At 56.3% G+C, this 26617-nt stretch carries 30 protein-coding genes; 20 read left to right on the plus strand and 10 right to left on the minus strand.

What is annotated here, in order from left to right; translation table 11 throughout:
• Positions 1 to 3: 3 nt before the first annotated feature.
• The 8 genes from KI612_RS04355 (at position 4) to motD (ending at position 9951) form a co-directional block, all read left to right on the plus strand.
• Entirely contained in the window at positions 4 to 1917 is a 1914-nt protein-coding gene (locus KI612_RS04355; protein WP_226442607.1) for a chemotaxis protein CheA, read from the plus strand.
• A gap of 178 nt (positions 1918 to 2095) precedes the next feature.
• The gene (gene flhB / locus KI612_RS04360) at positions 2096 to 3229 is read left to right on the plus strand and encodes a flagellar biosynthesis protein FlhB (RefSeq protein ID WP_226442608.1); all 1134 of its coding nucleotides are present in this window, start codon (positions 2096 to 2098) and stop codon (positions 3227 to 3229) included.
• Positions 3230 to 5314: a flagellar biosynthesis protein FlhA gene (gene flhA, locus KI612_RS04365; protein ID WP_226442609.1), complete on the plus strand. Its 2085-nt coding sequence runs from the start codon at positions 3230 to 3232 to the stop codon at positions 5312 to 5314.
• Positions 5311 to 6783, plus strand: coding sequence for a flagellar biosynthesis protein FlhF (gene flhF, locus KI612_RS04370; RefSeq protein WP_226442610.1), 1473 nt, complete (start codon positions 5311 to 5313; stop codon positions 6781 to 6783). The genes flhA and flhF overlap by 4 nt, the downstream gene beginning before the upstream one ends.
• A complete protein-coding gene (locus tag KI612_RS04375) occupies positions 6776 to 7666 on the plus strand; it encodes a MinD/ParA family ATP-binding protein (RefSeq protein WP_226442611.1) in 891 nt (296 codons plus the stop codon). The genes flhF and KI612_RS04375 overlap by 8 nt, the downstream gene beginning before the upstream one ends.
• Positions 7666 to 8418, plus strand: coding sequence for an RNA polymerase sigma factor FliA (locus KI612_RS04380; protein ID WP_226442612.1), 753 nt, complete (start codon positions 7666 to 7668; stop codon positions 8416 to 8418). The genes KI612_RS04375 and KI612_RS04380 overlap by 1 nt, the downstream gene beginning before the upstream one ends.
• A complete protein-coding gene (locus KI612_RS04385; protein ID WP_226442613.1) occupies positions 8411 to 9151 on the plus strand; it encodes a flagellar motor protein in 741 nt (246 codons plus the stop codon). Before KI612_RS04380 ends, KI612_RS04385 begins: the two co-directional genes overlap by 8 nt.
• Positions 9151 to 9951 carry a flagellar motor protein MotD gene (motD, locus tag KI612_RS04390; protein ID WP_226442614.1) on the plus strand — a complete coding sequence of 267 codons (801 nt, stop codon included), beginning with the start codon at positions 9151 to 9153 and terminating at the stop codon, positions 9949 to 9951. The genes KI612_RS04385 and motD overlap by 1 nt, the downstream gene beginning before the upstream one ends.
• A 6-nt stretch (positions 9952 to 9957) precedes the next feature.
• Here the strand turns inward: motD and KI612_RS04395 are convergent, their stop codons facing one another.
• From KI612_RS04395 to flgA, 3 genes are all read right to left on the minus strand, one after another.
• Positions 9958 to 10422: a flagella synthesis protein FlgN gene (locus KI612_RS04395; protein ID WP_226442615.1), complete on the minus strand. Its 465-nt coding sequence runs from the start codon at positions 10420 to 10422 to the stop codon at positions 9958 to 9960.
• Entirely contained in the window at positions 10422 to 10694 is a 273-nt protein-coding gene (gene flgM, locus KI612_RS04400) for a flagellar biosynthesis anti-sigma factor FlgM (RefSeq protein ID WP_226442616.1), read from the minus strand. Before flgM ends, KI612_RS04395 begins: the two co-directional genes overlap by 1 nt.
• A gap of 64 nt (positions 10695 to 10758) precedes the next feature.
• Positions 10759 to 11439 carry a flagellar basal body P-ring formation chaperone FlgA gene (flgA, locus tag KI612_RS04405; RefSeq protein WP_226442617.1) on the minus strand — a complete coding sequence of 227 codons (681 nt, stop codon included), beginning with the start codon at positions 11437 to 11439 and terminating at the stop codon, positions 10759 to 10761.
• Between the two features lie 29 nt (positions 11440 to 11468).
• On the opposite strand from flgA, the gene flgB reads away from it, so the two are divergent.
• From flgB to KI612_RS04465, 12 genes are read left to right on the plus strand one after another with little or no spacing between them, the layout of a single operon-like run.
• On the plus strand, positions 11469 to 12014 hold the full coding sequence (flgB, locus tag KI612_RS04410) for a flagellar basal body rod protein FlgB (RefSeq protein ID WP_226442618.1): 546 nt from the start codon (positions 11469 to 11471) through the stop codon (positions 12012 to 12014).
• A gap of 10 nt (positions 12015 to 12024) precedes the next feature.
• On the plus strand, positions 12025 to 12438 hold the full coding sequence (gene flgC, locus KI612_RS04415) for a flagellar basal body rod protein FlgC (protein WP_226442619.1): 414 nt from the start codon (positions 12025 to 12027) through the stop codon (positions 12436 to 12438).
• A 12-nt stretch (positions 12439 to 12450) separates the two neighbouring features.
• On the plus strand, positions 12451 to 13128 hold the full coding sequence (locus KI612_RS04420) for a flagellar hook assembly protein FlgD (protein ID WP_226442620.1): 678 nt from the start codon (positions 12451 to 12453) through the stop codon (positions 13126 to 13128).
• A 15-nt stretch (positions 13129 to 13143) separates the two neighbouring features.
• Positions 13144 to 14451, plus strand: a complete 1308-nt coding sequence (gene flgE / locus KI612_RS04425) for a flagellar hook protein FlgE (protein WP_226442621.1) — start codon at positions 13144 to 13146, stop codon at positions 14449 to 14451.
• 19 nt (positions 14452 to 14470) lie between these two features.
• Positions 14471 to 15214 carry a flagellar basal body rod protein FlgF gene (locus tag KI612_RS04430; protein ID WP_226442622.1) on the plus strand — a complete coding sequence of 248 codons (744 nt, stop codon included), beginning with the start codon at positions 14471 to 14473 and terminating at the stop codon, positions 15212 to 15214.
• Positions 15215 to 15227: 13 nt separating this feature from the next.
• Positions 15228 to 16010, plus strand: a complete 783-nt coding sequence (flgG, locus tag KI612_RS04435; RefSeq protein WP_226442623.1) for a flagellar basal-body rod protein FlgG — start codon at positions 15228 to 15230, stop codon at positions 16008 to 16010.
• A gap of 8 nt (positions 16011 to 16018) precedes the next feature.
• On the plus strand, positions 16019 to 16675 hold the full coding sequence (locus tag KI612_RS04440; protein WP_226442624.1) for a flagellar basal body L-ring protein FlgH: 657 nt from the start codon (positions 16019 to 16021) through the stop codon (positions 16673 to 16675).
• A gap of 23 nt (positions 16676 to 16698) precedes the next feature.
• Entirely contained in the window at positions 16699 to 17793 is a 1095-nt protein-coding gene (locus KI612_RS04445) for a flagellar basal body P-ring protein FlgI (RefSeq protein WP_226442625.1), read from the plus strand.
• A gap of 9 nt (positions 17794 to 17802) precedes the next feature.
• The gene (gene flgJ / locus KI612_RS04450) at positions 17803 to 18777 is read left to right on the plus strand and encodes a flagellar assembly peptidoglycan hydrolase FlgJ (protein WP_226442626.1); all 975 of its coding nucleotides are present in this window, start codon (positions 17803 to 17805) and stop codon (positions 18775 to 18777) included.
• A gap of 51 nt (positions 18778 to 18828) precedes the next feature.
• On the plus strand, positions 18829 to 20865 hold the full coding sequence (flgK, locus tag KI612_RS04455; RefSeq protein ID WP_226442627.1) for a flagellar hook-associated protein FlgK: 2037 nt from the start codon (positions 18829 to 18831) through the stop codon (positions 20863 to 20865).
• Between the two features lie 15 nt (positions 20866 to 20880).
• On the plus strand, positions 20881 to 21837 hold the full coding sequence (gene flgL / locus KI612_RS04460; RefSeq protein ID WP_226442628.1) for a flagellar hook-associated protein FlgL: 957 nt from the start codon (positions 20881 to 20883) through the stop codon (positions 21835 to 21837).
• Positions 21834 to 22319: a hypothetical protein gene (locus KI612_RS04465; RefSeq protein WP_226442629.1), complete on the plus strand. Its 486-nt coding sequence runs from the start codon at positions 21834 to 21836 to the stop codon at positions 22317 to 22319. Before flgL ends, KI612_RS04465 begins: the two co-directional genes overlap by 4 nt.
• 11 nt (positions 22320 to 22330) lie before the next feature.
• On the opposite strand, the gene fliR is transcribed toward KI612_RS04465, so the two are convergent.
• The 7 genes from fliR to KI612_RS04500 are packed head-to-tail and all read right to left on the minus strand — an operon-like array spanning position 22331 to position 26603.
• Positions 22331 to 23113, minus strand: coding sequence for a flagellar biosynthetic protein FliR (gene fliR, locus KI612_RS04470; protein ID WP_226442630.1), 783 nt, complete (start codon positions 23111 to 23113; stop codon positions 22331 to 22333).
• Position 23114: 1 nt separating this feature from the next.
• On the minus strand, positions 23115 to 23384 hold the full coding sequence (fliQ, locus tag KI612_RS04475; RefSeq protein WP_226442631.1) for a flagellar biosynthesis protein FliQ: 270 nt from the start codon (positions 23382 to 23384) through the stop codon (positions 23115 to 23117).
• Entirely contained in the window at positions 23381 to 24124 is a 744-nt protein-coding gene (gene fliP, locus KI612_RS04480) for a flagellar type III secretion system pore protein FliP (RefSeq protein WP_404818074.1), read from the minus strand. Before fliP ends, fliQ begins: the two co-directional genes overlap by 4 nt.
• Positions 24117 to 24521 (minus strand): flagellar biosynthetic protein FliO, encoded by a 405-nt coding sequence (fliO, locus tag KI612_RS04485; RefSeq protein WP_226442632.1) that lies wholly within the window; start codon positions 24519 to 24521, stop codon positions 24117 to 24119. The genes fliP and fliO overlap by 8 nt, the downstream gene beginning before the upstream one ends.
• Positions 24522 to 24580: 59 nt before the next feature.
• Positions 24581 to 25015, minus strand: coding sequence for a flagellar motor switch protein FliN (gene fliN, locus KI612_RS04490; protein ID WP_404818075.1), 435 nt, complete (start codon positions 25013 to 25015; stop codon positions 24581 to 24583).
• The gene (fliM, locus tag KI612_RS04495; protein WP_226442633.1) at positions 25008 to 26024 is read right to left on the minus strand and encodes a flagellar motor switch protein FliM; all 1017 of its coding nucleotides are present in this window, start codon (positions 26022 to 26024) and stop codon (positions 25008 to 25010) included. The genes fliN and fliM overlap by 8 nt, the downstream gene beginning before the upstream one ends.
• 6 nt (positions 26025 to 26030) lie before the next feature.
• On the minus strand, positions 26031 to 26603 hold the full coding sequence (locus KI612_RS04500) for a flagellar basal body-associated FliL family protein (protein WP_226442634.1): 573 nt from the start codon (positions 26601 to 26603) through the stop codon (positions 26031 to 26033).
• Between the last annotated feature and the right edge of the window lie 14 nt (positions 26604 to 26617).

The raw sequence follows: 26617 nt of genomic DNA on the forward strand, positions 1-26617 counted from the left end.
AAGATGAGCGACTTTGCCGGAATGGAAGACCTGCTGCAGGATTTCTTGCAGGAAGCCCACGATCTGTTGTCGGATGTGGATAACAAATTAGTCGATCTTGAGAAGATGCCGGATGACCGCAGCTTGCTCAACGACATCTTTCGAGGATTCCATACCGTCAAGGGCGGTGCTGGTTTCCTGAATGCCTCCGAGTTGGTGACTCTGTGCCACCTGACGGAAAATCTTTTTGACCGCTTGCGTAATGGCGAGCTCGAGCTGACGCCTGAGTTGATGGATATCATCATGGCTGCCACCAAGGGCGTGCGCGATATGTTTGGCGAGTTGGGGCAAATGGTTTTGCCCCAGCCGGCCGATCCCGAGGTGATCGCTGCCCTGCAAGGTGCGTTGACCGGTGAGCCGCCTGCTGCGCACGCTGCTGTAGATGCCGCTCCGGCGCCTGCTGCCGCGCAGCCTGCAGAGCGTGTCTCGGGTGAGCCCGACTGGAATGCACTGCATGCTGCTGTTACCGGCGAAGCGACAGCTGCACAAGGTGAGGTCATCACCAAGGCCGAGACTGTTGCGGCGCAAGTGCCGGTTACCGCTGCTCCGGCAGGAACGGCCGCGGCCACTACTGGTGGAGCCGCAGCTCCATCTCCCTTCGGTCGTCGTGCAACGGATCGTCCAGGTGGTCAGCCAAGTGCTGCTCGACGGACGGAAGAGCGTGGTCGCGAAAATACCATTCGGGTCGATACCTCGCGTCTGGACCAGGTGCTGAATCTTTCCGGTGAAATCGGATTGACGAAGAATCGGCTGACCAGCCTGCGTGCCGATATTCTGGCGGGCAAGAATGATTCCGAGACCTTGCATGCCCTTGATCAGGCGGTAAGTCAGCTCGATCTGCTGGTGTCGGATCTGCAGAATTCGGTGATGAAAACCCGGATGCAGCCGATTGGTCGCCTCTTCCAGAAATATCCGCGGATCGCGCGTGATTTGGCTCGTCAGTTAGGCAAGGATGTCGAACTGGTCCTGGCTGGTGAGGAAACCGAGGTCGACAAGACGATGATCGAGGATCTTGCCGATCCGTTGATCCACTTGATTCGCAATGCGGTCGATCATGGTGTCGAAATGCCGCTTGAGCGGCAGGCTGCGGGCAAGCCGCAGAAGAGTCTGGTTCGTCTCGAGGCGCGTCAGGAAGGTGATCATATTGTTCTGATCATTGCTGACGATGGCAAGGGTATGAGCGCCGAGCGTATCCGTGCCAAGGCGGTCGAAAAGGGCCTGATTTCGGAAGAGGAGGCCAATACGCTGGATGAGCGTCAGAGCCTGAACCTGATCTTCCTGCCGGGATTCTCGACCAAGTCGCAGATTTCGGATGTTTCCGGTCGTGGCGTCGGCATGGATGTGGTGAAAACCAATATCCAGAAACTGAATGGCGCGATCGAAATTCGTTCTGAGCCGGGCAAGGGCTCTGTCTTCATTATTTCCCTGCCGCTGACTTTGGCCATTTTGCCTGTCTTGCTGGTTTTGCTGGGCGATCAACCTTTTGCCTTGCCGCTTTCTTTGGTCCGGGAAATCCTGCCGATCGAACAAGGGCGCATTCAGGAGGTTGGTGGCAAGGAAACGCTGGTCGTGCGTGGCGAAGTGTTGCCGGTCATTTCCCTGGCGCGCTTGCTCGGTTGGCCGCTTGAGCGTTATCCGGAGTACGGTGTTTTCATGCAGACCGCAGAGCGCAGTTTCATTCTCGGAGTGGATAGTTTTGCCGGGCGTGATGATGCGGTGATCAAGTCGCTTGAAGACTTCCGTCCGCGTGGGGTAGCCGGGGTGACTACGCTTTCGAATGGTCAGATCGTGCTGATTCTCGACATGAAGGAGTTGCTGGCCGATCTCGGGCAGCATGCCGACATGGGGGCTGCCATGCGGGCACTAGAGTTCGTCTGATTTTCCTTTGTGGTCAACGAGTTGAGAGGAGGCTATGCCTCCTCTTTTCTTTTTAAAGTTTACTCTGTCGTCATGTGCTTGCAGTTGGCTGCTGAGAAACAAGCTAAATAAACACACGTACCTCTTTATTTTTTCAGGTTTTTTCCTATAATGCCCATAACTACTACCCAAGACGGTTATGGCAGAAGACAGCGACCTCGAAAAAACCGAAGAGCCTAGCGGAAGGCGAATCGAGCAGGCCCGCGAGCAGGGTCAGGTCCCTCATTCCCGTGAACTTGGTACTTTCCTTGTCTTGATCGTTGCTGGCTCCGCCTTCTGGATGATGGGTGGCTGGTTTTCGCAGCGTGTCATGGCGATTGTCCGCAAGGGCTTTTCCGTTGAGCCAAAGTTCATGCATGAGCCAGCCCAGATGTTGCCCCGGCTGGCTGATATATCCAGTGATGCCTTGCTGGTGTTTTCACCCTTGCTTGCGCTGCTGTTGCTCGCCGCCGTGCTGCCCCCCTTCTTCTTGAATGCCTGGGTGTTTGCGCCAAAGGCATTGGTGCCCGATATCAATCGGATGAATCCGCTCACCGGCTTTGGGCGCATGTTTTCCTGGAACAGTCTGATGGAGTTGGGCAAGGCTGTTCTCAAGGCCGGCTTGCTGGGTGGTGTCGCCGTCATGCTGATCTGGAAAGAGCGTGACGAGATTTTTGGTTTGCTGGCCCAGCCGCTTGAGGCGGCCCTGGCTCACGCTGGCCACTTGGTCAGCTTTTCATTCCTGGTGCTGGTTGCAGCCCTTGTGCTGGTCGTGGCTGCCGATGTTCCGTTCCAGTTGTGGCAGCACTTCGACAAGCTGAAGATGACCAAGGAAGAGGTCAAGCAGGAAATGAAGGAAATGATGGGTGACCCGCACGTCAAGGGTCGCATTCGCAGTCTCCAGATGCAGGCTGCGCGCAAGCGGATGATGGCCTCGGTGCCACAGGCCAATGTGATCGTGACCAATCCGACTCATTATGCGGTGGCGCTCTCTTACCAGGCGGGCATGGCTGCTCCCAAAGTGGTTGCCAAGGGAATGGGGGCGATTGCGCTCAAGATACGGGAGGTCGCCGCCGAACATGCGGTACCGGTGCTCGAGGCGCCGCCATTGGCGCGGGCCTTGTACAAGCATGCCGAGCTTGACACAGAAATTCCCTCCGCCCTGTACAACGCAGTCGCGGAGGTTCTTGCTTATATCTATCAGCTTGCCAACTGGCGTCAGGCGGGCGGTGTTTATCCTGTGCCCCCTCGCGACCTCTCAGTGCCGCCCGAACTCGTTCCGGAGGCTGCGTAAATGGCCGCTCCTTCACTTGGCATGCAAGGCTTGCTGACCCGCCTCAATGTGACGCAGCTTGCTGCGCCTATGCTGATCCTGATGATCCTGGCGATGATGGTCTTGCCGTTGCCGGCATTTGCACTGGATCTGTTGTTCACCTTCAATATCGCCATTTCGATTCTGGTGTTGCTGGTCGCGGTCAACACGCAAAAAACCCTGGATTTCTCGGTTTTCCCAACGGTTCTGCTGGTGACCACGCTGTTGCGTTTGTCTCTTAATGTGGCATCGACCCGGGTGGTGATGCTGGAGGGGCACAAGGGGCCGGACGCCGCGGGCAAGGTGATCGAAGCGTTCGGGCACTTCCTGGTTGGCGGTAATTTTGCGGTTGGTATCGTCGTTTTCCTGATTCTGGTGGTCATCAATTTCGTCGTGATCACCAAGGGTGCAGGCCGGGTGGCCGAAGTGTCGGCGCGCTTCACGCTGGATGCGATGCCTGGCAAGCAGATGGCGATCGATGCCGACCTCAATGCAGGTCTGATCGGCGAAGAAGACGCGCGCAAGCGGCGTCAGGATATTTCGCGCGAGGCCGAGTTCTTCGGCTCGATGGATGGTGCTTCAAAGTTCGTGCGGGGCGATGCGGTGGCCGGCATCGTCATCATGCTGCTCAATGTGGTTGGTGGTCTGGTGGTTGGGGTTGCCCAGCACAACATGGAAATCGGGCTGGCGGCCAAGAATTACACGCTGCTGACGATTGGTGATGGCCTGGTCGCGCAGATTCCCGGTCTGATCATTTCGATTGCCGCCGGTATGGTGGTGACCCGTGTTTCCGATGATCGTGATATCGGCCAGCAGGTGGTCGGTCAGATGTTCCGCAATGCCAAGGCAATCGCCATTACCGGCGCCATTGTCGGTTTCCTCGGGCTGATTCCGGGTATGCCCAACCTGGTGTTTTTGACGCTGGCTTCCGGGCTGGGCTGGGCTGCCTGGAAGATGCAGAAGAAGGAGCAGCAGATCGTTGCCGCACCTGTTGCGGTTGCGCCTGCTCCGGCCCAGGAGTCGATGGAGGCGACCTGGAATGACGTGGCCCCGCTCGATGTGCTGGGGCTTGAAGTCGGCTATCGCCTGATTCCGCTGGTCGACAAGTCGCAAGACGGCGAGTTGCTGCGGCGCATTCGTGGTATCCGCAAGAAGTTTGCTCAGGAAGTCGGCTTCCTTGTCTCGCCGGTCCACATTCGTGACAACCTCGAATTGAAGCCGAATGCCTATCGTATCCTGCTCAAGGGCGTCGAGGTTGGCATGGGCGAAGCCTATGTTGGCCAGTTCCTGGCAATTAATCCCGGCCGTGTTGCCGGTACGTTGAATGGAACGGCAACCAAGGATCCTGCCTTTGGCTTGCCGGCAACCTGGATTGATGGCGGTCAGCGCGATCAGGCTCAGGCTTATGGTTACACCGTGGTCGACTCGTCGACGGTCGTTGCCACGCATCTGAATCATCTGATTTTGACCCACGCGGCAGAGTTGCTCGGGCGTCAGGAAGTGCAGCAGTTGCTCGAACACCTGGGCAAGGAAATGCCCAAGCTGGTCGAGGACCTTGTGCCCAAGATCTTGCCGCTTGGAACACTGCAGAAAATTCTCCAGGGCTTGCTCGATGAAGGTGTCCATATCCGCGATATGCGGACCATCATCGAAACGGTCGCCGACCATGCGACGCGTACGCAAAATGCCGACGAACTTACGACCCATGTCCGCAATGCGCTGGGTCGGGCGATTGTCCAACAGCTCTTCCCCGGTTCTGGCGAGATGCAGGTCATGTCGCTTGATCCGACGCTGGAGCGCCTGCTGGCGCAGGCCGTCGCCGGTGGTTCCGAAAATACCAGTTTCGAGCCGGGCCTGGCCGATACCCTGGTCCGGGAAACCGCTGCTGCGTCGACTCGCCAGGAAGGCCTCGGCCTGCCGGCTGTTCTTCTGGTTCCAGCCAGCCTGCGCCTGCTTCTTTCCCGCTTCCTGCGCCGTACCGTTCCTCAGTTGAAGGTGCTGGCCCATAACGAAGTTCCAGAAACACGAATTATCAAGGTGACCTCGATCATCGGAGGTAAGACATGAACGTCAGAAAATTCATCGCCGCCAACGCAAGGGATGCCTTGAGGAAAGTGAAGGAGACGCTCGGTAACGATGCGATCATCCTCTCCAACCGGGGGATTCCCGGCGGGGTTGAAATCATGGCGGTGGCCGCTCGCGATATGGCGATGATTGTGCCGACCCAGGTTGCCGACAGCACCCCGCCCGAGCGTCGTCCCGCGCCGGCTCCGGTTTCCATGCCCGAAGCTGACGATGATTATCGCGTCCTGCTCAGTTCGGCCCGTGCCAATCTTGCCCAAGGTGGTCAGCCGCGGCCCGTCGCTTCGGCACCAACCCGTCCGGTTGCACCAGCGGTTGCCTCGCCGCGCTCCACCGGAACAGTGAATGCCGGCATTCCGCGCACCGGTTCGCTGCGCAACCTGGAAATGGGGCGGCCGCAGCAGTCGACCGTCCAGCCGCAAGCGCCGATTCCGAATCCGGTGCAGCAGCAGGTCCGGCCGCAGCAAGCGCCGCAAAGTGTTCAGCCCAAGCCGGCGGCCGAAGTCGTGCCGATGGAAGTGATGGACGAAATCCGTTCGTTGCGCCGGATTGTCGAGCAGCATCTCGCTGGCTTTGCCTGGGGCGAGTCGGCGCGTTCCGAACCGGTGAAAACGGATGTTCTGCGTCAGATGCTGGATGCCGGATTCTCGCCGCAGTTTGCGCGTGATCTGCTGGCTGATTTGCCGCTCGAAATGGATGGTTCGCAGGCCATGGCTTGGGTCAAGGGCGCGGCTGACCGTTCGCTGTTTACGATCGGGAATGAGGGCGATATCGTTGATCGGGGTGGTGTCTATGCGCTGGTCGGACCGACTGGCGTTGGCAAGACGACGACCACGGCCAAGCTGGCGGCACGTTGCGTGCTCCGCCACGGTCCGAGCAAGGTGGCTCTGGTCACCACAGACGGCTACCGGATCGGCGCTCACGAGCAATTGCGCATCTATGGCCGCATTCTTGGAGTCTCGGTTTATCTGGTCAAGGACGCTGCCGAGTTGCGTCAGACTCTGAAAGAACTGCAGCACAAGCACATGGTTCTCGTCGATACGATGGGGATGAGCCAGAAGGACAAGCTGGTGCCTGAACTGACCGACATGCTTGCCGGTTGCGATGTTCAGCGTTTGTTGCTGCTGTCGTCGACTTCGCGCGGCGATACGCTCGACGATGTGGTGCGGGCCTACGAAGGTGACAATCTGGCCGGCTGCATTCTGACCAAGATCGACGAGGCGGCCAGTCTCGCTACGCCGCTCGACGTGATCATGCGGCATGGCTTGAAGCTGCACTATGTATCCAATGGTCAGCGGGTGCCGGAAGATTTGCACCTGCCCAACCGGGGTTACCTGTTGCACCGCGCTTTCAAGGACGTGCCGGATAACTCGCCGCACAAATACGATGGTGTCGAACCGGGGCTGCTGATGGCCAATGCCGGCATGGTCGCGGCAGGTGGGCGTCGTGGCTGATTTTCGCGTCGATCAGGCGGCTGGCCTGCGCCGTCTGCTTGGTGGCGGCGGGCAACTGCAGGTCGTGACCTTCGTCGCGGGCTGCGAGGGCGTTGGGCGCAGTGTTTCCGTGGCCAATATCGGTGCTGCCCTGGCGCGTCTCGGCAAGGAAGTGTTGATCATCGACGAGCATGCCTCGCGCGACGATATCGCCTCCTCTTTCGGTTTGATTGCCCATTACGATTTGCTCAATGTCGTCCAGCGCGAACTGAGTCTGGCTCAGGTTTTGTTGCAGCCAATGAATGGCTTGCGTGTCCTGCCGGCTGCTAAGGCAGTCAAGAAGCTGGGGCGTCTGTCCTTGCCACAGCAGCAGACTCTGCTCGATGCGATGTCCGGCTTGGAGCGTCCGGTTGACGTGATTCTGGTTGATGCCAGCATGGCACACCCGCATGGCTTTTCGCCTTTCGGTCTCGCTTCGCAGGAGGCTGTTGTGGTTTTGTCGGGGAACAGTGCATCGATCACCGAGGCCTATTCGCTGATCAAGAAAGTCAGCCACGCTTTCTCGCGGCGCCAGTTCCGGATTCTGGTGAACAAGGTGCGCAGTCAGCCGGATGCGCGCTCAATTTATGAAAACATTGCGCAGGTAGCCGCTCAGCGCGGAATTGCCCGTCTCGACTACGCCGGTGCGATCCCGCTTGACGAGTCATTGCGCCAGGCCAGCCAATTGTGTCGTTCCGTCCTCGTTCAGGCACCTGACTCTCCTTCCGCCCATGCTTTCCGTGATATCGCTGCCGATCTGCTTTACTGGCAGCGCGGCGACAGTGAGGCAGGCGGGGTCGAACAATTCATGCAGCAACTGCTACACTTGAGCCAACGCATAACCCCGAACGTATTACGAGCCTGATGTATACCGCTGCAGGGCAGCCAGACAGGGAACAGTTGGTTCAGCGCTTCGTGCCGCTGGTGAAGCGTATCGCCTATCATTTGATGGCCCGCCTGCCGGCCAGTGTTCAGTTCGACGATCTGGTGCAGAACGGCATGCTGGGCTTGCTGGATGCGATGGAGCGCTACCAGGAAGGATTTGGTGCCCAGTTCGAGACTTATGCCACGCAGCGCGTGCGTGGAGCCATGCTCGACGGCCTGCGGGAAAATGACTGGTTGCCGCGTAATCTGCGGCGCGAGTTGCGGCGCATCGAGGGGGCCATCAATCAGCTTGAACACACCCACGGCAGGGCGCCTTCCGAGCGAGAACTGGCTGAGGCGCTCGAGATGTCGCTCGAGGACTACCAGAAAACCCTGCATGAAGCCCGCGGTCATCAGTTGGTTTATTTTGACGACTTCGCCAGCGATGGTGAAGAGGGCTTTCTTGAACGGCATTTCACCGATAATGATGCAGATCCGGCCAATATTCTCGAAGACAAGAAGGTCAAGGAAACGCTGGTTACAGCCATTTCCCGTCTTCCTGAACGTGAGCGCCTGATGATGGCGCTCTACTACGAGCAGGAGCTTAACTTGCGGGAAATCGGTGAGGTCATGGGGGTTACCGAGTCCCGCGTTTGCCAGTTGCACAGTCAGGCGATCGCCCGTTTGCGTAGTCAGGTGATTGGTGAGTTGCCTGCAGCGAAGAAACGTCGCAAGGAGAAGGTGAGTGGATAAGATCAGTCTGGCTGGTCTTGCCATCGGCTTGATCGCCATTCTTGGCGGTCAACTGCTCGAAGGTGGCAATATTGGTTCGCTGGTCCAGCCGACCGCACTGTTGATTGTTTGTGGCGGGACATTGGGCGCAGTGCTGCTGCAGAGTCCGCTGCATGTCTTCAAACGCGGGATGAAAATGGCCAAGTGGGTCTGGGTGCCGCCGGTGATTGAGCAGAAGCGCCTGGTCGACCAGATTCTCAACTGGAGCCAGTTGTCGCGGCGCGAAGGACTGCTGGCGCTTGAGAATTTCATCCCTGGCATCAAGGATGAGTTCATCAAGAAAGGCTTGCAGTTGCTTGTCGACGGTGCTGATCCGGAGCGTATTCGTGAATTGCTTGAGGTGGAAATCAATACCTTTGAGGACGAGTGGCGCCAGTCAGCAAAAATATGGGAGTCAGCTGGTGGTTACTCGCCAACCATCGGTATTCTGGGGGCGGTGATGGGGCTCATCCATGTGATGGAAAACCTCTCCGACCCAACCAAGCTGGGCTCGGGGATTGCTGTCGCCTTTGTCGCCACCATTTATGGTGTCGGGCTGGCCAATCTTGTCTATCTGCCGATTGCCGGCAAGCTCAAGTATTACATTTCGCGGATGGTCTCCAGCCGCGAGATGCTGATTGACGGTCTGGTGGGGATTGCCGTTGGCGATAATCCACGCATCATCGAAGGCCGCCTTCGGGGTTATCTGCTGTAATGGCTCGCAAGCGCCGGGTGGAAGAGCCCGAAAATCACGAGCGCTGGCTGGTGTCCTACGCCGATTTCATTACCCTGCTTTTTGCCTTTTTCGTTGTGATGTATGCGATCTCATCGGTCAACGAAGGAAAATACAAGGTTTTGTCCAACTCCCTGACCAACGCGTTCAGGAATGTGACGGCCGAAGTTGGAGGGCAGCCCATTGCGGTGATTCAAGGCGCGCCGCCCATTCCGCCGCAGCCTATCCTCAAGCCTGACAAGCTGCCCGAGCAGGTCAAGGCGGAAGAGAAAAAGCTTGAGCAGCGCAAAAAAATGAAGAATGTCGCCGGCGACATCATGGCTGCCCTGCAGCCACTGGTTGCGCAAGGCAAGGTGAGGTTGCTGGAGACAAGCCGTGGCGTGACGATCGAGATCAACGACAGTATTCTCTTTCCGGCCGGCCAATCGAAGCTGCAGCCGGCATCGATCAATGCCATGCTGGCAATTGCCAGCGTCCTGGCTCAGTCGGATTTCCCGATCACGATCGAAGGGCACACCGACAATATTCCCATTGCCACGCCGCAATTTCCTTCCAATTGGGAACTGTCGGCGATGCGGGCAACCACGGTCCTGCGCTTGTTCAATGATGGTGGTGTAGGGGCGGAGCGCCTGACGGCGATCGGCTATGGCGAAACCCGGCCGGTGGAAACCAATACGACTATCGAAGGCAGGGCTCGTAACCGGCGAGTGAGCATTCTGATTGACTCCAATCGCCCCGAGGAACCAACGGAAATTCCGCCGGCTCGCAACGCTACGCCCTGATTGGCCTCAGGCCGAGTCGACGATCCTGCTGCCGGTGAGTTGCGAGGCTTGTCCGTTGCTGCCGTAAAGCGCTTGTTTCTGTGGCTGCTGCGTCAGGGCGGACAGCAACTCGCTGGTCTGGTTGAGGTGCATGCTCACCAAGCTGCTGTTCAGGTTATTGAGGGCTTTGGCCTCGCGCGCCAAATCCATCAGTTTTTTCCAGTTGGCCCCGACCCCCGCTTGTCCCGGGTTCTTTTCCAGCCACAGGGTCATCGCGGTGCCGACGTTTTGGCTGTCTGTGACACCGAGCAGGGCCGCACGCATTTTCTCGAAGGCGTTCAGTTGCTCGATCAGTTGAGCTTTTTCCACGGCCAAGTCAGCCAGTGGGCTGACTTCAGCTTGTTTCAGGGCCTCGCATTCCTTTTTCAGGAGCGCAACAAAACGCGAAACCAGATCGATTTCCTGTTTTGTGATTGATGCCAGATCAGCCATCAGGCTTGACGCTTGCCAACCAGGTCACGCGCGGTCTCGATCAGGCGGTCGGCGATGGCCTCGGGATTGATCGTGAAGCGGCCTTCGGAAATGGCCTGACGGATTTCCTGAATCCGCGCCGAGTTGACCGGTGGCTTCTCGGTGCTTTGCAGACTGCCGGCGAGCGGACTCAGACTGACGGCCTCCTGAGTACTGCCGGCGGTTGTCGGTGTCTGTGTCGTTCGCGGTGCGACAGGCGCTACTGTCGGTTTGTATGAGCTATCGATTTTCATTTTGGATCTCGCAATGCTTTAGAACTCAATCCGGTTAACGGTTGCATGAGATAAAACTTTAGGCCTAAAAAGCAATTTCTATGCTGCCATCGGATTTGGCAACGCCACTGACTGTTTGTCCCGAGTTCATTCGAATCTGGGCGATCTGACCCGCGGCGGCATTGTTGAGCGCCTTGCCTTCACTGCTTACGGCAAAGCCATTGCCTTTGGAAATGACCCTTACGCTTTGCCCTTGCTGAATGACCAGGGGGGCAAGCAATTGGTCTCCGCGCAGGGCCTGGCCGGCACCCAATGAGTTGCGCAAGGTTTTGCCGATGGCGTTTGCCGGATCTGTAATGACTCCCGTTGGCTGGCTGCTCAGGTCGCCGGTCATGATTGCCAGATCGCCCGCCTGAATAAGTTGTCCTGCGCCAAGTGGTCGAGTCGTTGTGACATAGGTGCCAGTTGTTGTGATCTGGACCGGGACGAGTGCGCTCCAGATGTTGGGGCCGAGGCAGCGTATGCCGACATGGGTTCTGCCACTAAGCCGTGTTCCGGGTGGAGAGAAGGCTTCGTATGCTGAGCAGGGGGGGAGACGGACGGTGTCCAGTTTTCCCATTGTGATCGTGGTTTTGCCAGGGATGCCTTGTGTTTGCTGGCGAACGAAGCGTTCTGCTGTATCCAGGGCGGCATCCGTTTCGGCCGCGAGTAACGGTCGACCGGCGAAGAGCAGCAAAAATGCGAAGAAAAGGGAGCGAACAGGCATCCCTCCATTCTGCCCGAGCCGGGATCAGGATGGAAAATAAAAATCGCCGGATGTGGCGGCAAGTTTTGCCGAGTCTTGCCAATATTGTTGCCGGATGGGCTTCGTTTGCCGCTTTTTCTGATGGCATGGACTGTGCTTTTGTTAAAGCAAAACCAATGGAGTTTCCCATGAGCAATCTTGAGCAGCACTTGTCCGTTTATAGCCAGGCGATGAATTTTCGCACGCAGCGGCATCAAGTTCTGGCATCGAATATTGCCAATGCCGATACCCCGCACTACAAGGCGCGCGATTTTAGTTTCGAAAGCGCCATGCAGAACGCAATGGCTGGCCGCGGGAGTGACTCGATTGCCATGGCAACGACGTCGGGTGGGCACATCCGGGGCGGTGGTTCCGGGGGGCAGGCAGCATTGCAGTACCGTACGGAAACCCAGTCGGCGGTAGATGGAAATACCGTTGATATGGATGTCGAACGCGCCCAGATCACCGATAACGCGCTGCAATATCAGATTGTCAGCCAATTTATCAGCGAAAAAATTAAAGGTATGCGCAGTGCCTTGGCATCCACTTCGGGTTAAGGAGAGCTGAATGAGCTTGTTTAATGTGTTTCAGGTGTCTTCCAGTGCGATGACGGCGCAGTCGATGCGCCTCAATGCCGTCGCCTCCAATCTGGCTAATGCCGACAGCGTTGTCTCGTCGGATGGCAAGCCGTATCGCGCCAAGCAGGTGGTGTTCGAGGCGACGCCGATGGGTAATGTCGGCCAGACCTCGACCGGCGTGCGGGTGCGCCAGGTGGTGGAGGATCCCTCTCCTGCCCGCATGGTGTATGACCCGAAAAATCCGGCGGCTGACGAGAAGGGCTATGTTGCCTTTTCAAACGTCAATGTCGTCGATGAAATGACCAACATGATTTCTGCCTCGCGTTCCTACCAGACCAACGTTGAGGTCATGAATACTGCCAAGACCATGATGCTGCGTACGCTCAGCATTGGTCAGAGCTAACTGGAGATAGCCATGAGTACCGTTAATTCGACAACGAGCGACGCAGATGTCATCAAGACCTTGAATGGCTCCAGTTCAAAGTCTTCGAGTTCAAACAAAGCCCAGGATCTGCAAAACAGCTTTCTGACCATGCTGACGACCCAGTTGCGGAATCAGGATCCCCTGAATCCAATGGATAACTCGCAGATGACGACACAGCTGGCACAGATCAGTTCGCTGGAAGGGATCCAGAGTCTGAATACGACGCTGACCAGTCTGCTGGCTTCCTACAATACCTCACAGGCTTTGCAGGCAGCTGGTGCAATCGGGTCTCAAGTGCTGGTTTCCGGTAACGGTCTGACTCTTAGCAAAGGCGCTGCGCAGGGTGGTGTCACGCTGCCCAGCGCGGCTGACAAGGTTACGGTCACGATCAAGAACAGCGCCGGAAAAGTCGTCCAGACCCAGGAATTGGGTAAGCAGGCTGCCGGCACTGTAGCCTTCCAGTGGGATGGCAAGAATGCCAGCGGTACTCAACTGGCTGACGGCAAATATACCTTCTCGGTTGAGGCCTCGTCTGGTGGGAAAGTAGTCACGACGAGCCCGATTCAGGTTGGCACGGTATCTGCTGTGGTGAAGAGCGGCTCGTCATTTGTTCTTGAGCTTAGCTCGGGCGATACGGTCGCATTCAGTGATGTTCTGCAATTCATGTAATTCCGGGAGACGGCAATGGCATTCCAACAAGGGCTGAGCGGCCTCAATACATCCTCCAAGGCGCTGGACGTCACCAGTAACAATATCGCGAATGCGAGTACGGTTGGTTTCAAGGGTGCATCCACCCATTTTGCCGACGTCTACGCCGCATCGCTTAACGGCAGCGGTGCTTCGCAGGTGGGTATCGGTGCGGCAAACAGCGCAATCGCCCAGCAATATACCCAGGGCAATATCACGACGACGAGCAACTCGCTGGATATCGCGATCAACGGCGGCGGTTTTTTCCGAATGAGTCAGAACGGCGCGGTGACCTATACCCGCAACGGGCAGTTTCACGTTGATGCCAAGGGGTTTATCGTAAATGACCAGACGGATAATCTGACTGGTTATCCGGCTGATGCGAATGGCAATGTCGTGCCGACGACGGCTCAGCCGCTGCAGATTTCGACCGCCAGCATTGCGCCGCAAGCAACGGGTTCTACCTCCGAGGGGGTTACGGCCCAACTTCAACTCGACTCGACGAAGAGCGCTCCGGTCACGGCGTGGACCGCACCGACCGGTACCAATGCTCCGGAAACGGATACTTATAACTATTCGACCGCGCTGACTATCTATGATTCGCTCGGTAATCCGCATACGGCCACGATGTATTTTGTGAAGAGCACGCCGGCGGCGACCGATCCGACTGGTACGACCGGGGCTTGGGATGTTCACTATCAGATTGATGGTACGAGCGAGGCCAATGTGACCAGCGGCGCTTCACGACTGGCGTTTGATTCAAGCGGCAAGTTGCTGACGACCATGCCGCTGGCGTTCTCCATCGACTTGAATCAGGTCATCACTGATACCGATCCGCTTGATGTCAATGATGCGAGCAGCCCTCTTGCCTTTAATTTCGATTTCACCGGCACAACCCAATACGGCAGTTCCTTCGCTGTCAACAAGCTGACCCAGGATGGTTATGCAGCCGGTAATCTGGCCGGATTGTCGGTTGGTAGCGATGGCATCATCAAGGGTAACTACAGCAACGGTCAAACCAAGAATCTGGGTCAGGTCGTTCTTTGCAATTTTACGAATCCGAACGGCTTGCTTGCCATGGGTAACAACTCATGGATCGAAACAGCGGATTCTGGCCAGCCCCAGATTGGTACGCCTGACAGTGGGACGCTGGGTGTCCTGCAGTCTGGTGCCGTGGAAGACTCCAATGTCGACCTGACCGCTGAGTTGGTCAACATGATCGTCCAGCAGCGCAATTATCAGGCGAATGCACAGTCAATCAAGACGCAGGACCAGATCATGCAGACCCTCGTCAATATTCGCTAAGACGACCGGAGCTGATTGAATGGATCGTCTGATCTATACCGCGATGACCGGTGCCAAGCATGTCTTCATGCAGCAGGCCGGTACGGCAAATAATCTGGCCAATGCCAGCACGATTGGCTTCAAATCGCAGGAGCATCGTTTTCGTGCCGTGCCGGTGGAAGGCTCGGGCATGCCGACGCGGGCGTTTGTGGTCGATGCTTCAGTCAGTGATGTGATGGATGAAGGGCCTTTGATGTTCACCGGTCGCAATCTTGATGTTGCGGTGAATGGCAAAGGCTGGCTTGCCGTGCAGTTGCCCGATGGCAGCGAAGCCTATACGCGGGCAGGCAGTCTTGATGTCGATGTGACGGGCCTGCTGCAGACCAAGGGTGGATATTCGGTGGTTGGTGACGGTGGACCGATCAACATTCCACCCGACAACACGATCGAGATCGCACCGGATGGCACGGTATCAGTGGTGCCGACCTTTGGTACGCCGAATAACGCCAATGCGATTGGGCGGATCAAGCTGGTTAATCCGCCCGAAGCAAATATGGTGCGAGGCGCCGATGGCCTGTTCCGGACGCGCGATGGTCAGGCTGCACCGGCTGATCAGAACGTCAAGCTGACTTCCGGGACCCTGGAGGGCAGTAACGTGAATGTGACGGATGCGATGGTCAATCTGATCAGCCTCTCCCGCCAGTTCGAGATGCAGATAAAGATGTTGCAGACGGCAGATACCAACGCCCAGCGGGCCGATCAACTGTTGTCGCTAAGTTCCTGATAGGACATAAATCATGATTCGTTCCCTGTGGATTGCCCGTACAGGTCTGGATGCCCAGCAAACCCAGCTCGACGTTATCTCCAACAATTTGGCCAACGTCAGTACCAACGGTTTCAAACGCGGTCGCGCCGTTTTCGAGGATTTGCTTTACCAGACCCTGCGTCAGCCGGGCGCCCAGTCGTCGCAGCAGACGCAGATTCCGAGTGGCCTGCAGCTGGGTACCGGTGTGCGTCCGGTGTCGACGGCGCGAATTTTTACCCAGGGCAATCTCCAGAAAACCGACGGCACGCTGGATATGGCAGTCCAGGGTAACGGCTTCTTCCAGATTCTGCTGCCGGACGGGACGACGGGGTACACGCGGGATGGATCTTTCCAGAAAGATAACCAGGGGCAGATCGTTACTTCGGACGGTTATCCCTTGCAGCCCAACATCACGATTCCTGCGAATGCCTTGAGCGTGACGATTGGTACTGACGGCACTGTCTCGATTACGCAATCGGGCAGTTCGGCAACGACCCAGATTGGCAGCATTCAACTGGCAACCTTCATCAATCCGGGTGGCCTGCAGAGCATGGGGCAGAATCTCTTTCTTGAGACGGCCGCGAGCGGTACGCCAACCCCCAATACGCCGGGCACAAATGGGGCTGGCGTCGTCAATCAAGGTTACGTTGAAACTTCCAACGTCAATGTCGCGGAGGAACTGGTGACGATGATCCAGACTCAGCGTGCGTATGAACTCAACTCCAAGGTGGTGTCCACGTCTGACTCCATGCTTGCTCGCCTGACTCAGTTGTGAGGTGTGCCATGAAAGGCTTTAGCTGGATTGCTGCGATTTTCTGTGCTGCTTGCAGCACGGTGCCACCGACGAATGTCCATCAGCCAATGTCGGCTCGTCCGGCTCCGCGTTACGAGGCGGCGTTAGCCAATGGATCGATTTATCAGGCGACGAGCAGTCGACCGCTGTTCGAGGACAGGCGGGCGCGTTATGTCGGCGATACGATTACTGTCACGATCACGGAAAGTACCTCTGCGTCGACCAAGTCGAATGACAAGCTCGACAAGTCGAATACTTCGAGTGCTTCGATTACCGGGCTGAACGGTGTTTTGGGTAAATCACTGGTTGGCCTGAATTATGGGACGAACAGCGCCAATTCATTTAGCGGCAAGGGCGAGGCGGCGAACAACAATATTTTCACCGGCAATATGACTGTTACGGTGATCGATGTCTATGCCAATGGCAATCTTCTTGTTTCCGGTGAAAAGCAGCTGGCGATTGGTCATGAGCAGGAATACGTGCGGATCTCCGGGGTGGTTAACCCGAGCTTCGTTAGTGCAGCCAATACCATCGCTTCGTCGAATATCGCGGATGCCCGCATCGAATACAAATCCTCCGGGCAGATCAGTGATGGGCTGGTTATGGGCTGGCTGGCACGTTTCTTCCTTAATGTGATGCCATTCTGAGAAATATCTCGCGGAGGCGCATCATGAAGAGCAATAGCGGCAAAGTATTCCGGCAAGCGGCAATAGTGGCCGCCTGCCTGTTGCCGTTCTGGAGCCAGATGGCTTTTGCGGAACGCATCAAGGATCTGGCCAGTATCCAGGGGGTTCGCAACAACCAACTGATAGGCTACGGGATTGTCGTCGGGCTCGATAACACCGGCGACCAGACGACGCAGACCCCATTTACGACCCAAGCAATTGGCAACATGCTTTCGCAAATGGGGATCAATCTGACCTCCGATCAGGCATCCAAGCTGCAGTTGAAAAATGTCGCGGCGGCGATGATTACCGCAACCATGCCGCCTTTTGCCAAGCCCGGGCAGCCGATCGACGTGACTGTTTCATCCATGGGTAATGCCAAGAGTCTGCGTGGCGGCACGCTGTTGATGACGCAACTCAAGGGGGCGGACGGGCAGGTATATGCGATTGCCCAAGGCAATATCCTGGTGGGTGGTGTGGGGGCTTCTTCCGGTGGCTCAAAGGTTACAGTGAATCACCTATCGGCTGGACGCATACCTGATGGGGCGACGGTTGAACGAGCCGTCCCCTCGGCGCTTGGTCAAGGTGGATTCGTCTATTACGAGTTGAGTGCGACCGACTTCGGTACGGTGCAGAACGTCGTTGATGCCATCAACAAGAGCATGGGGCCGGGGACGGCCAATGCGGTTGATGGTCGGCGCATTGCTGTCCGAGCTCCGGAAGAGAGTGATGCACGGGTCTCCTTTCTCGGTCGGGTCGACAATCTCGATGTGAAGCCGGTGCAGAGTGCAGCCAAGGTCATTGTCAATCCGAGAACCGGATCCGTGGTCATGAATCAGCGTGTGACCCTGGATGCATGTGCTGTTGCGCATGGTAGTCTGTCCGTGGTTGTCGATGCGCCCAATCCGGCTATGGGTCAGGGCGCCGATATCCAGGTCAAGCAGGAGGGGGGCAGCTTGATGAACGTGAAGGCAGGAGCCAGTCTGGCCGAGGTGGTCAAGGCACTGAATGCACTGGGGGCGAATCCCCTGGATCTGCTGGCCATCCTGCAGGCCATGAAGGCCGCAGGTGCGCTGCGCGCTGATCTCGAAATCATCTGATTCATCACCATGTCGTTCAAAATTCAGGACAGTCCGAATCGGGCAGCGTTCGACGTCACGTCGGCCCAGGATTTGCGCGCCCAGTTCAAGAAGGATCCGCAGCAGGGGCTAAAGGCGGCAGCCCAGCAATTCGAGACCTTGTTTCTGCAAATGGTCATGAAAAGCATGCGTGATGCAACGCCTCAGGATGGCATGCTTGATAGCGATTCAACACGTTTCTACAACGGCTTGCTTGATCAGCAGATGGCGCAGAATTTGTCGACCAGTGGCAAGGGAATTGGTTTTGCGCGTTTGATCGAGCAGCAGCTTGGACGCAACATGATTTCTGCGGAGGGGCAGGCGGCTCTTGGTGCGCCGGCAAATGCTGCCGGCAATGCCTTGCCGCTGACCGCCGCGGATGCGCGTCATCTGCAATATACGCCAGTGCCAAGCAGTCTACCGACGTCTGCCGCGTACTCTTCCATCAATACGCCAACTAATTCAGCCGCCACCTCCGCGGCGGTGGATGTCCCTGCATCATCAAAAGACTTTGTTAATAGAGTTTGGCCAAATGCGGTGGAAGCGTCGCGGTCGACCGGAATTCCCCCTCAGTTCCTGGTTGCCCAGGCTGCACTTGAGAGCGCCTGGGGGCGCAGCGAGATACGTAGAAGCGACGGTTCGACCAGTTACAACCTCTTTGGCATCAAGGCCGGCAAGAACTGGAATGGGGCAACGGTCGATGCGGTAACGACCGAGTATGTCGATGGTCAGGCGCAGCAGAAGATCGAAAAGTTTCGTGCTTACGGCTCATACGATGAAGCATTCCGCGATTACGCATCCTTGCTGCGCAGCAATCCGCGTTACAGCGGCGTGATCGGCTCGCAGGATGGCGCGGAGTTTGCTAAAGGATTACAGAAGGCCGGATATGCAACCGATCCGGCTTACGCCGAAAAACTGAGCCGGATCATTAATGGTCCTACCTTGCGTATGGCATTGGTTGGTTAGGGATCAAGTTAATCCTGCTGGTGTCGTTAACAAGCAGGAAGGAGAGTGGAAATGGGCGGTTTAATCAGTATTGCGGTCACAGGAATCAATGCAGCTCAGGCTGGCTTGCTGACCACCGGCAATAATATTTCCAACCTCGGTACGGCGGGGTACTCCCGTCAGCGGGTGGTGCAGGCCTCTAATCCAACCATCATGACCGGGGCTGGCGGCATTGGTCAGGGCACGCATGTCGTGACTGTCGAGCGTATGTATAGCGAAGCATTGACCAAGCAGGTGCTGAATGCTCAGACCAACGTCAGTTCGCTTGATACCTATAATGCCCAGATTTCCCAGATCGACAATATGCTGGCGGATAAAACCTCGGGCTTGACGCCTGTGGTTCAGGAGTTCTTTGATGCCATTCAGTCGGTGGCAACCAATCCGTCTTCCGCCTCTTCGCGCCAGTCGATGCTCTCCGCTGCCGATACCATGGTGACTAGTTTTCAAAGCATGTATAGCCGCCTGGATGAATTGAAGAATGGTGTCAATTCGCAGATTTCAAGTTTGGTAACTTCCATCAATACCTATACCCAGGAAATTGGTGATATCAATCAACGCATCATTTCTGCCAGTTCGCTGAATGGACAGGCGCCGAACGACTTGCTGGACAAGCGTGATCAACTGGTTTCCAAGCTCAACGAGCTGGTCAAGGTCAATGTGACGACCGATACCGACGGCAGCTACAACGTATTTGTTGGGAGTGGCCAGCAATTGGTGGTCGGCAGTCGGGTGACCCAGATGGCTGCGGTTGCCTCCTCGGCCGATCCGTCCCGGATTGTGGTTGGACTGGTCGGTGCGGCGGGTAACGTGCAGGAACTGCCGGAGTCCTTGATTACTGGCGGGGAACTGGGGGGATTCCTGAGCTTTCGCTCGCAGGCGCTTGATGCCTCGTTCAATCAACTTGGCTTGATGGCGAGTTCAATGGCGCTGACCTTTAATTCCCAGAATGCCTTGGGTCAGGACATGCTAGGCAATATTGCCGGAGATACCGGCTTCATCGCCGATTTCTTCAAGATCAGCCAGCCAACTGTAACTTCCCGCTCCAGTAACGCGGTTGGTAGTCCGACAGTTTCTGCTAGTTTCGATGCGGCTTCCTATAACGGAACGAATTTCTACACAAACCTGACCTCCAGCGACTATCAGCTTTCTTATGATGGCAGCAATTTTTCATTGAAGCGTCTCTCTGATAACACTGCCTGGTCCGGAGCCTCAATCGCCGATATCAATACCGCTTTGGCGGCTGATCCCCAAGGCTTCAGCTTGAGTTCAACCGCCGGCGCTTTCGCTGCCGGTGATAGCTATCTGATCCAGCCTACACGTTATGGTGCGCGCCAGTTTTCTGTTGATAGCAGTGTTGCTGCTGATCCCCGACTGGTTGCAGCGGCCGCCCCTGCAAGAGCTTCCGCCGCATTGACCAATACAGGAAGTACTACGGTAGGTTCAGTCAGTGTCGGCCCCAATTATTCGACAAATGGCTTGCCACTGGCGATCAGCTATGACGGAACCGGTTTGACCGGCTTCCCGGTGGGGTCGGTAACGGTATCAGTCGGTGGTAATCCGCCTGTGACTTATCCGATTACGGCGACAACCGATACGGTTACTTTTACTTCGGGGGCCACCTACACAATCAATGCAGCCAATACGGCAGCTTCGCCGGCAGGAGTGTCGCTGGTGTTTTCCGGTGTGCCGGCTACCGGAGACACGTTCACCGTTGCTGCAAATACCAGTGGCGTTGAAGATGCCAGCAATATGGTCCGCCTTGGCAATTTGCAGACCCAGAATACGATGTTGGGTGGCTCGGCAACCTATCAGGATAACTACGCCGCTTTTGTTAACGATATTGGCAACAAGACTTCAGCCTCCGAGATTTCTTCATCTGCCCAGACTACTTTGCTGTCGCAGGCTACTGCTGCGCGTGAATCGGTTTCCGGAGTCAATCGTGACGAAGAGGCGGCTAAATTGATCGAGTATCAGCAGGCGTATCAGGCCTCTGCGAAAATTCTCGAAATTGCCTCCAATATTTTTGACACCTTGATCTCACTTGGGTAACACCAGAGGTAAATCATGAGCATGAGAATTAGCACCCAACAACTCTATAACGGTGGAACCAGTGGTATCCAGCGTCTGCAGAGCGAGGTTTACACCTTGCAGAATCAGGTGGATACCGGACGGCGGATCGTGACGCCCAAGGACGACCCGGTTGGTGCGGCGCAGGTTCTGGTGGTGACGCAGACCCAAGCGGTTAACGAGTTGTATATCAAGAACCAACAGACGGCTACCACCAAGCTCGGGGCGCTTGATAACGTATTGGGTGGGGTTGGTGATGAGCTGAAAAACATTTACGACAATGCTCTGGCGGCAGGTAATGGCAGCTACTCCGACTCCGAGCGAGCGGCAGTGGCGAGCGAACTTGCCGAGCGGCTAAAAAATCTGGTGTCTCTCGCCAACTCGCAGGACGGAACCGGACGCTACATATTTTCCGGCTTTCAATCAACGACTACGCCATTCGCCTTGAGTGCAAATGCTTCACCCTATTCGTTGAGTAATGGTTACATGAATTACAGCGGTGACGATGGTGTTCAAACCTTGCAGGTCAGTGCCAGCCAGAATCTGGAAACCAGCGTGCCGGGGAGCGAGGTCTTCATGCGTGTCAAGGATGCTGCTGGCAATGTGACCGGACGAAGCATGTTTGATGCGGTCCAGAATATGGTGAACTTTCTCAAGACTCCGGGGGCAAGTGCTTCCTCTGCGACCTACACCCAGGCGCTCGGTGATATCACAGCTTCGATGGACAATGTTTTGACTGTTCGTGCCGCGGTCGGCTCGAAACTCTCCTCCCTTGAGACTATTTCGAACATGGCTGCGGATCAAAAGCTTCAATACAAAGAACAACTTTCCAATCTTGAAGATCTTGATTACGCCTCGGCACTTACCAGTGTGTCACAAAAGAAACTCCAGCTCGATGCGGCCATGGCATCATTTACGCTGACTTCCAAGCTCAGTCTTTTTGATTACATATGAATACTGTCAAGGTGTTGCTGGCCAGCTTTCTGTCAGCATTGATTCTCGCTGGCTGCAGTACGACGGGTGACTCCAGTGCGTCGCCTCTGATTCCGGACAAGGCGCTGAGGTTGACCGCCCAGACCTCGATCTCCCTTTCCAATCTGGCAACCGGTGCGCTGATTGTTGGTGCCATACAGTTGATTTATGACCCTCTGGCGCCCAACTGGGAAATTGAGGAAGCTCGCCTTTCGGAAAATACCTATCGGTTTTCGATGAAAATGAAGCGCTACCATACCGGTGGTGCTGGCGAGTCAATCCAGATACTTAAGCGCCGGGCGCGGCAGTTGCAGTTGGCACAAGGCTACACTGCGTATCAGCTGATGGAGTTTACCGAAGGTATCGATTCGCAGACGTTAGGTGCACGCCGGATTGCCGAGGGAACGGTTCGTCTTGTGCAGCGGGATCAGGCTGACTCCTTCATGCAGAACGAGCTTTACTGAGCATGCACGCCTTAGTGTGAGGGAACCGCGAAACCGAGCATGGCACTCATGCCGAATTCGAAGAGAGCCTGGAGCGGTTCGGCAAGGTAATTGAGGCTGATCGCCAATCCGACGAAACCGATGCTGAGGGTCAGGGGGAAGCCCAAAGCGAAGATGTTCAACTGTGGTGCTGCCCGTGTCAGCACAGCCAGGGCGACGTTGGTAATCATCAATGCAACGACGATCGGCAGGGCCAGCAGAAGCCCGGCAGAAAATATCTTGCCGCCCAGTTCGGCGAGGTTGAGCCAGCTTTCGGCTGCGAGTGGCAGTGCGCTGACCGGAATGGCTGTAAAACTTTGAGCCAAGGTGCCGACATAGAGCAGGTGGCCATTCAGCGAGAGAAACATGAGCAGGGAGAGAAGACTCATGAATTCAGTGATCACCGCAGTTTGTGATGAGTTGAGCGGGTCGTAGGAGGTAGCAAATCCCAGACCCATCTGGGCGCCGATGAATTCCCCGGCAAAATCTACTGCACTGAATACGATCTTTGCAGCAAAGCCCATTCCCATTCCGATCAGAACCTGCTGAACCAGAATCCATAGTCCGAACAAGGATGCCGGCTGTACCGTCGGCATCGCCGGGAGTCCTGGTGCGATTGCAACAGCGATACTGATGCCGAGCACCAGGCGAGTACGGCGAGGAATGCCTGCCGTACTCCAGAGCGGGGCCGCAGCGATAAAGGCAAGGATGCGAGCCAGTGGATAAATGAAGGCGGCAATCCACGTATCGAGCTGAATTGAGGTCAGGCTGATCATCTCAGCCGATCAGTTGTGGAATGCTCTCGAACAGGCGCTGGATATAGTCCATCAGGTATTGCAGCATCCAGGGACCGACCAGAAGCAGGACGAGAAACATCACGACCAGCTTGGGAACGAACTGCAGTGTTGCTTCGTTCAATTGAGTGGCGGCCTGGAAGATGCTGACGATCAGGCCGACTACCAAAGCTGCCAGAAGCATCGGGGCGGCAATGGTCAGCGTGACTTCGATGGCCTGGCGGCCGATTTCCATGACGGTGCCGGGGGTCATGTGCCAAAACTCTGAATCAGTGAACCAATGACGAGATGCCAACCGTCAACCAGCACAAAAAGCATGAGTTTGAACGGTAGAGCAACCATGACTGGCGACATCATCATCATACCCATGGACATCAAGAGACTGGCCACCACCATGTCGATGACTAGAAAGGGAATGAAGACGATGAAACCGATCTGGAAAGCTGTTTTCAGTTCGCTGATGACGAAAGCGGGTACCAGGATGCGCAGCGGTGTGTCTTCGGGCTTTTCTATCTTGTCGATCTTGGCTATGCCGGCAAACAATGCCAGGTCTGACTCGCGGGTCTGCTTGAGCATGAAGCCGCGCATCGGAATGGCAGCTCGATCCGCTGCCTGCATGACGTTGATCTTGTTTTCGGCGAGTGGTACATAGGCATCGGTATAGACCTTTTCGAGCACAGGGGACATGACGAAGAAGGTCAGGAACAGCGATAGCCCGACAATCACCTGATTCGGAGGCGAAGTCTGGGTTCCCATCGCGTGCCGGAGGAGGGAGAGGACAATGATGATGCGAGTAAAACCGGTCATCATCAGCACCACGGCCGGGATGAAGGTCAGCGCCGTCATCAGCAGCAGTGTCTGGATTGTCAGCGAATAGGTGGTGCCACCGCCTGATGCCGGGCTGCTGGTCAGCGCCGGCAGGCCGCCAACTTGCGCGATAGCAAGCGTGGTCGGTACCAGGAGTGCGAAAAGAACGAGCCCCCGTTTAAGCACTGTCGTTACCTCGCTCGGCAACCGTTTTAAACCATTGGGCAAATGGCTTGTCGTCTGCAGAGCCTTGTTTGTCTGTTGTTTGGCTATCTTTCGGCAGTCTGTGCAGTGTGCGAATCTGGCCGGGAACAATTCCGATGACCAGCCAGTCTTCGCCAACCTCGACGAGAACGATGCGCTCACGCGGGCCGAGTGCAACGCCACCGATGACTTTCATGTTGCCCTGGCCGAATCCCTTGCCTCCGGATACCTTTCTTGCCATCCAGGCTGTGCCGAACAGGATGCCTACGATCAGCACCAGGGCGAGCCCTGCCTGCAGGTAGGTGCTGGCCGAAACGCCTGTATTGACGGCTTCGGCCGCGTGGACGGAAAAAGGAAGCAGCAGGAGAAGGATGCGCAACAGACGGCCCGGCATGAGTGGTGGTCAGGGCGCTATCTTAATGCAAAGCAGCCCGCAGGTTAGCGATTGAGTTTTCGCATCCGCTCGGATGGCGTGATGATGTCGGTCAAACGTATGCCGAACTTGTCGTTCACGACAACAACTTCACCTTGGGCGATCAGGGTGCCGTTTACCAGTACGTCCATCGGTTCGCCGGCCATGGCATCAAGCTCGACGACCGAGCCGTGGGCCAGTTGCAGCAGGTTCTTGATGGTGATTTTGGTGCGCCCCAATTCGACGGTGATCTGGACGGGAATATCCAGAATCATGTCGAGCTCGTTCATCATGCCGTTGTTGCCGGTGGTGCCGCCGAAAGAAGGGAATATGTCGGCGGGCTGGGCTGCCGGGGCGGTATCAACGATTGCCTGTTCCGCCATGGCTGCAGCCCAGTCATCTTCACTGATTTGTTCTTCTTCTGCCGCCGGGTTCTCGATATTTTCCATTTCTTCAGCCATTTTTTTCTCCCATCGCCGGTTCTCCGGGCGGTGCGTCGGGCAATGCAGCGATGAATCGCTCGACTTTCAGTGCGTATTGGCCATTGAGCTGGCCATAGGTGCATTCCATCAGAGGGACGTTGTCGACCAGTGCCTGAATTTTTTCCGGAATGTGAAGCGGAACGACATCGCCCACTTTCAGGTTCAGGATCTGTCCCAGCGTGATTTTTCCGCCACCCAGGTGGGCAACGATTTCAACTTCAGCGCCTTGTAACTGCTTGCGCAAGGTGCCGATCCAGCGCTTGTCAGTTGATAGCTGGTCGCTCTGCATGGTGCTGTACAAGAGGTCGCGGATCGGTTCCAGCATCGAGTACGGGAAGCAGATGTGCATATCAGCCGTGGCGCCGCCGAATTCGAGGGTAAAGGTCGTTGAAACGACGATTTCCGATGGTGTGGCGATGTTGGCAAACTGCGAGTTCATTTCCGAACGAATGTATTCGAAAGTGATGTTGTGTACCGGTTTCCAGGATTTCTCGTATTCAGTGAAAACAACGGTGAGCAGGCCCTGAATGATGCGCTGCTCAGTCGGCGTGAAGTCGCGCCCCTCGACCCGGGTATGGAAGCGGCCATCGCCGCCGAACATGTTGTCCACTACCAGAAAGACCAGGTTCGGATCGAAAACAAAGAGTGCTGTTCCGCGCAGTGGCTTGGCCACGACCAGGTTCAGATTGGTCGGTACGACCAGATTGCGGATGAACTCGCTATATTTCTGCACCCGGATCGGACCGACCGAAATTTCTGCATTCCGGTGCATGTAATTGAACAGGCCAATCCGCAAATATCGGGCAAATCGTTCGTTGACCAGTTCCAGCGTCGGCATGCGCCCGCGGACGATGCGTTCCTGGGTGCCAAGATTGTACGAGCGTATGCTTCCGCCGTCGCCCTCGGCTTCTTCGGGCTCGTCAGATTCCCCGGTGACGCCCTTGAGTAGGGCGTCAACCTCGTCCTGGGAGAGAAAATCGCCCGCCATGACTCCTTACTGGATGATAAAGGAGGTGAACAAAACCGACTTGGCCGGACCCTCAGGCATGACCAGCTCGCCCTTCCGGTTTTTCTTCGGCGGTTCAATTACCGAGTTGATTTCGTCTTTCAAAGCTTCGGCCAGATGTTCCTTGCCTTCCTTCGACAGGAGTTCCGAAGACTTCTTTGACGACAGCAACAGGGTGATGTTGTTGCGAATCTTTGGCATCTGCGCCTTGAGTGCCGGTTCGGCCAGCGGGTCTTCGAGTTCGAGCGACAAAACAACCTGCAAATATTGATCGCTGCCAGCAGTTTCCGGGATCAGATTGACGGTAAACGGTTCCATATTGATGAAAACCGGTGGTACTTCATGGCCGTCTTTTTTCTTTTCTTTTTTGGCCGGCTTTTCGGTCTCTTCCGCAGCCTCTTCGTCGTCCGGATTGTCGCTCTTCTTGAGCAGCATGAAGGCCGCGCCTCCACCGCCGAGTACCAGCAGGAGCACGACAGCCAGAATGATGATCAACAGTTTCTTGCTTTTTTTCTTGGGGGCTTCTGCCCCTTCTTCAACTGGTTTGGCATCTTTGGCCATATGTTTCCTCTCTT

It is taken from the genome of Quatrionicoccus australiensis, from assembly GCF_020510525.1.
Lineage (GTDB): Bacteria > Pseudomonadota > Gammaproteobacteria > Burkholderiales > Rhodocyclaceae > Azonexus > Azonexus australiensis_B.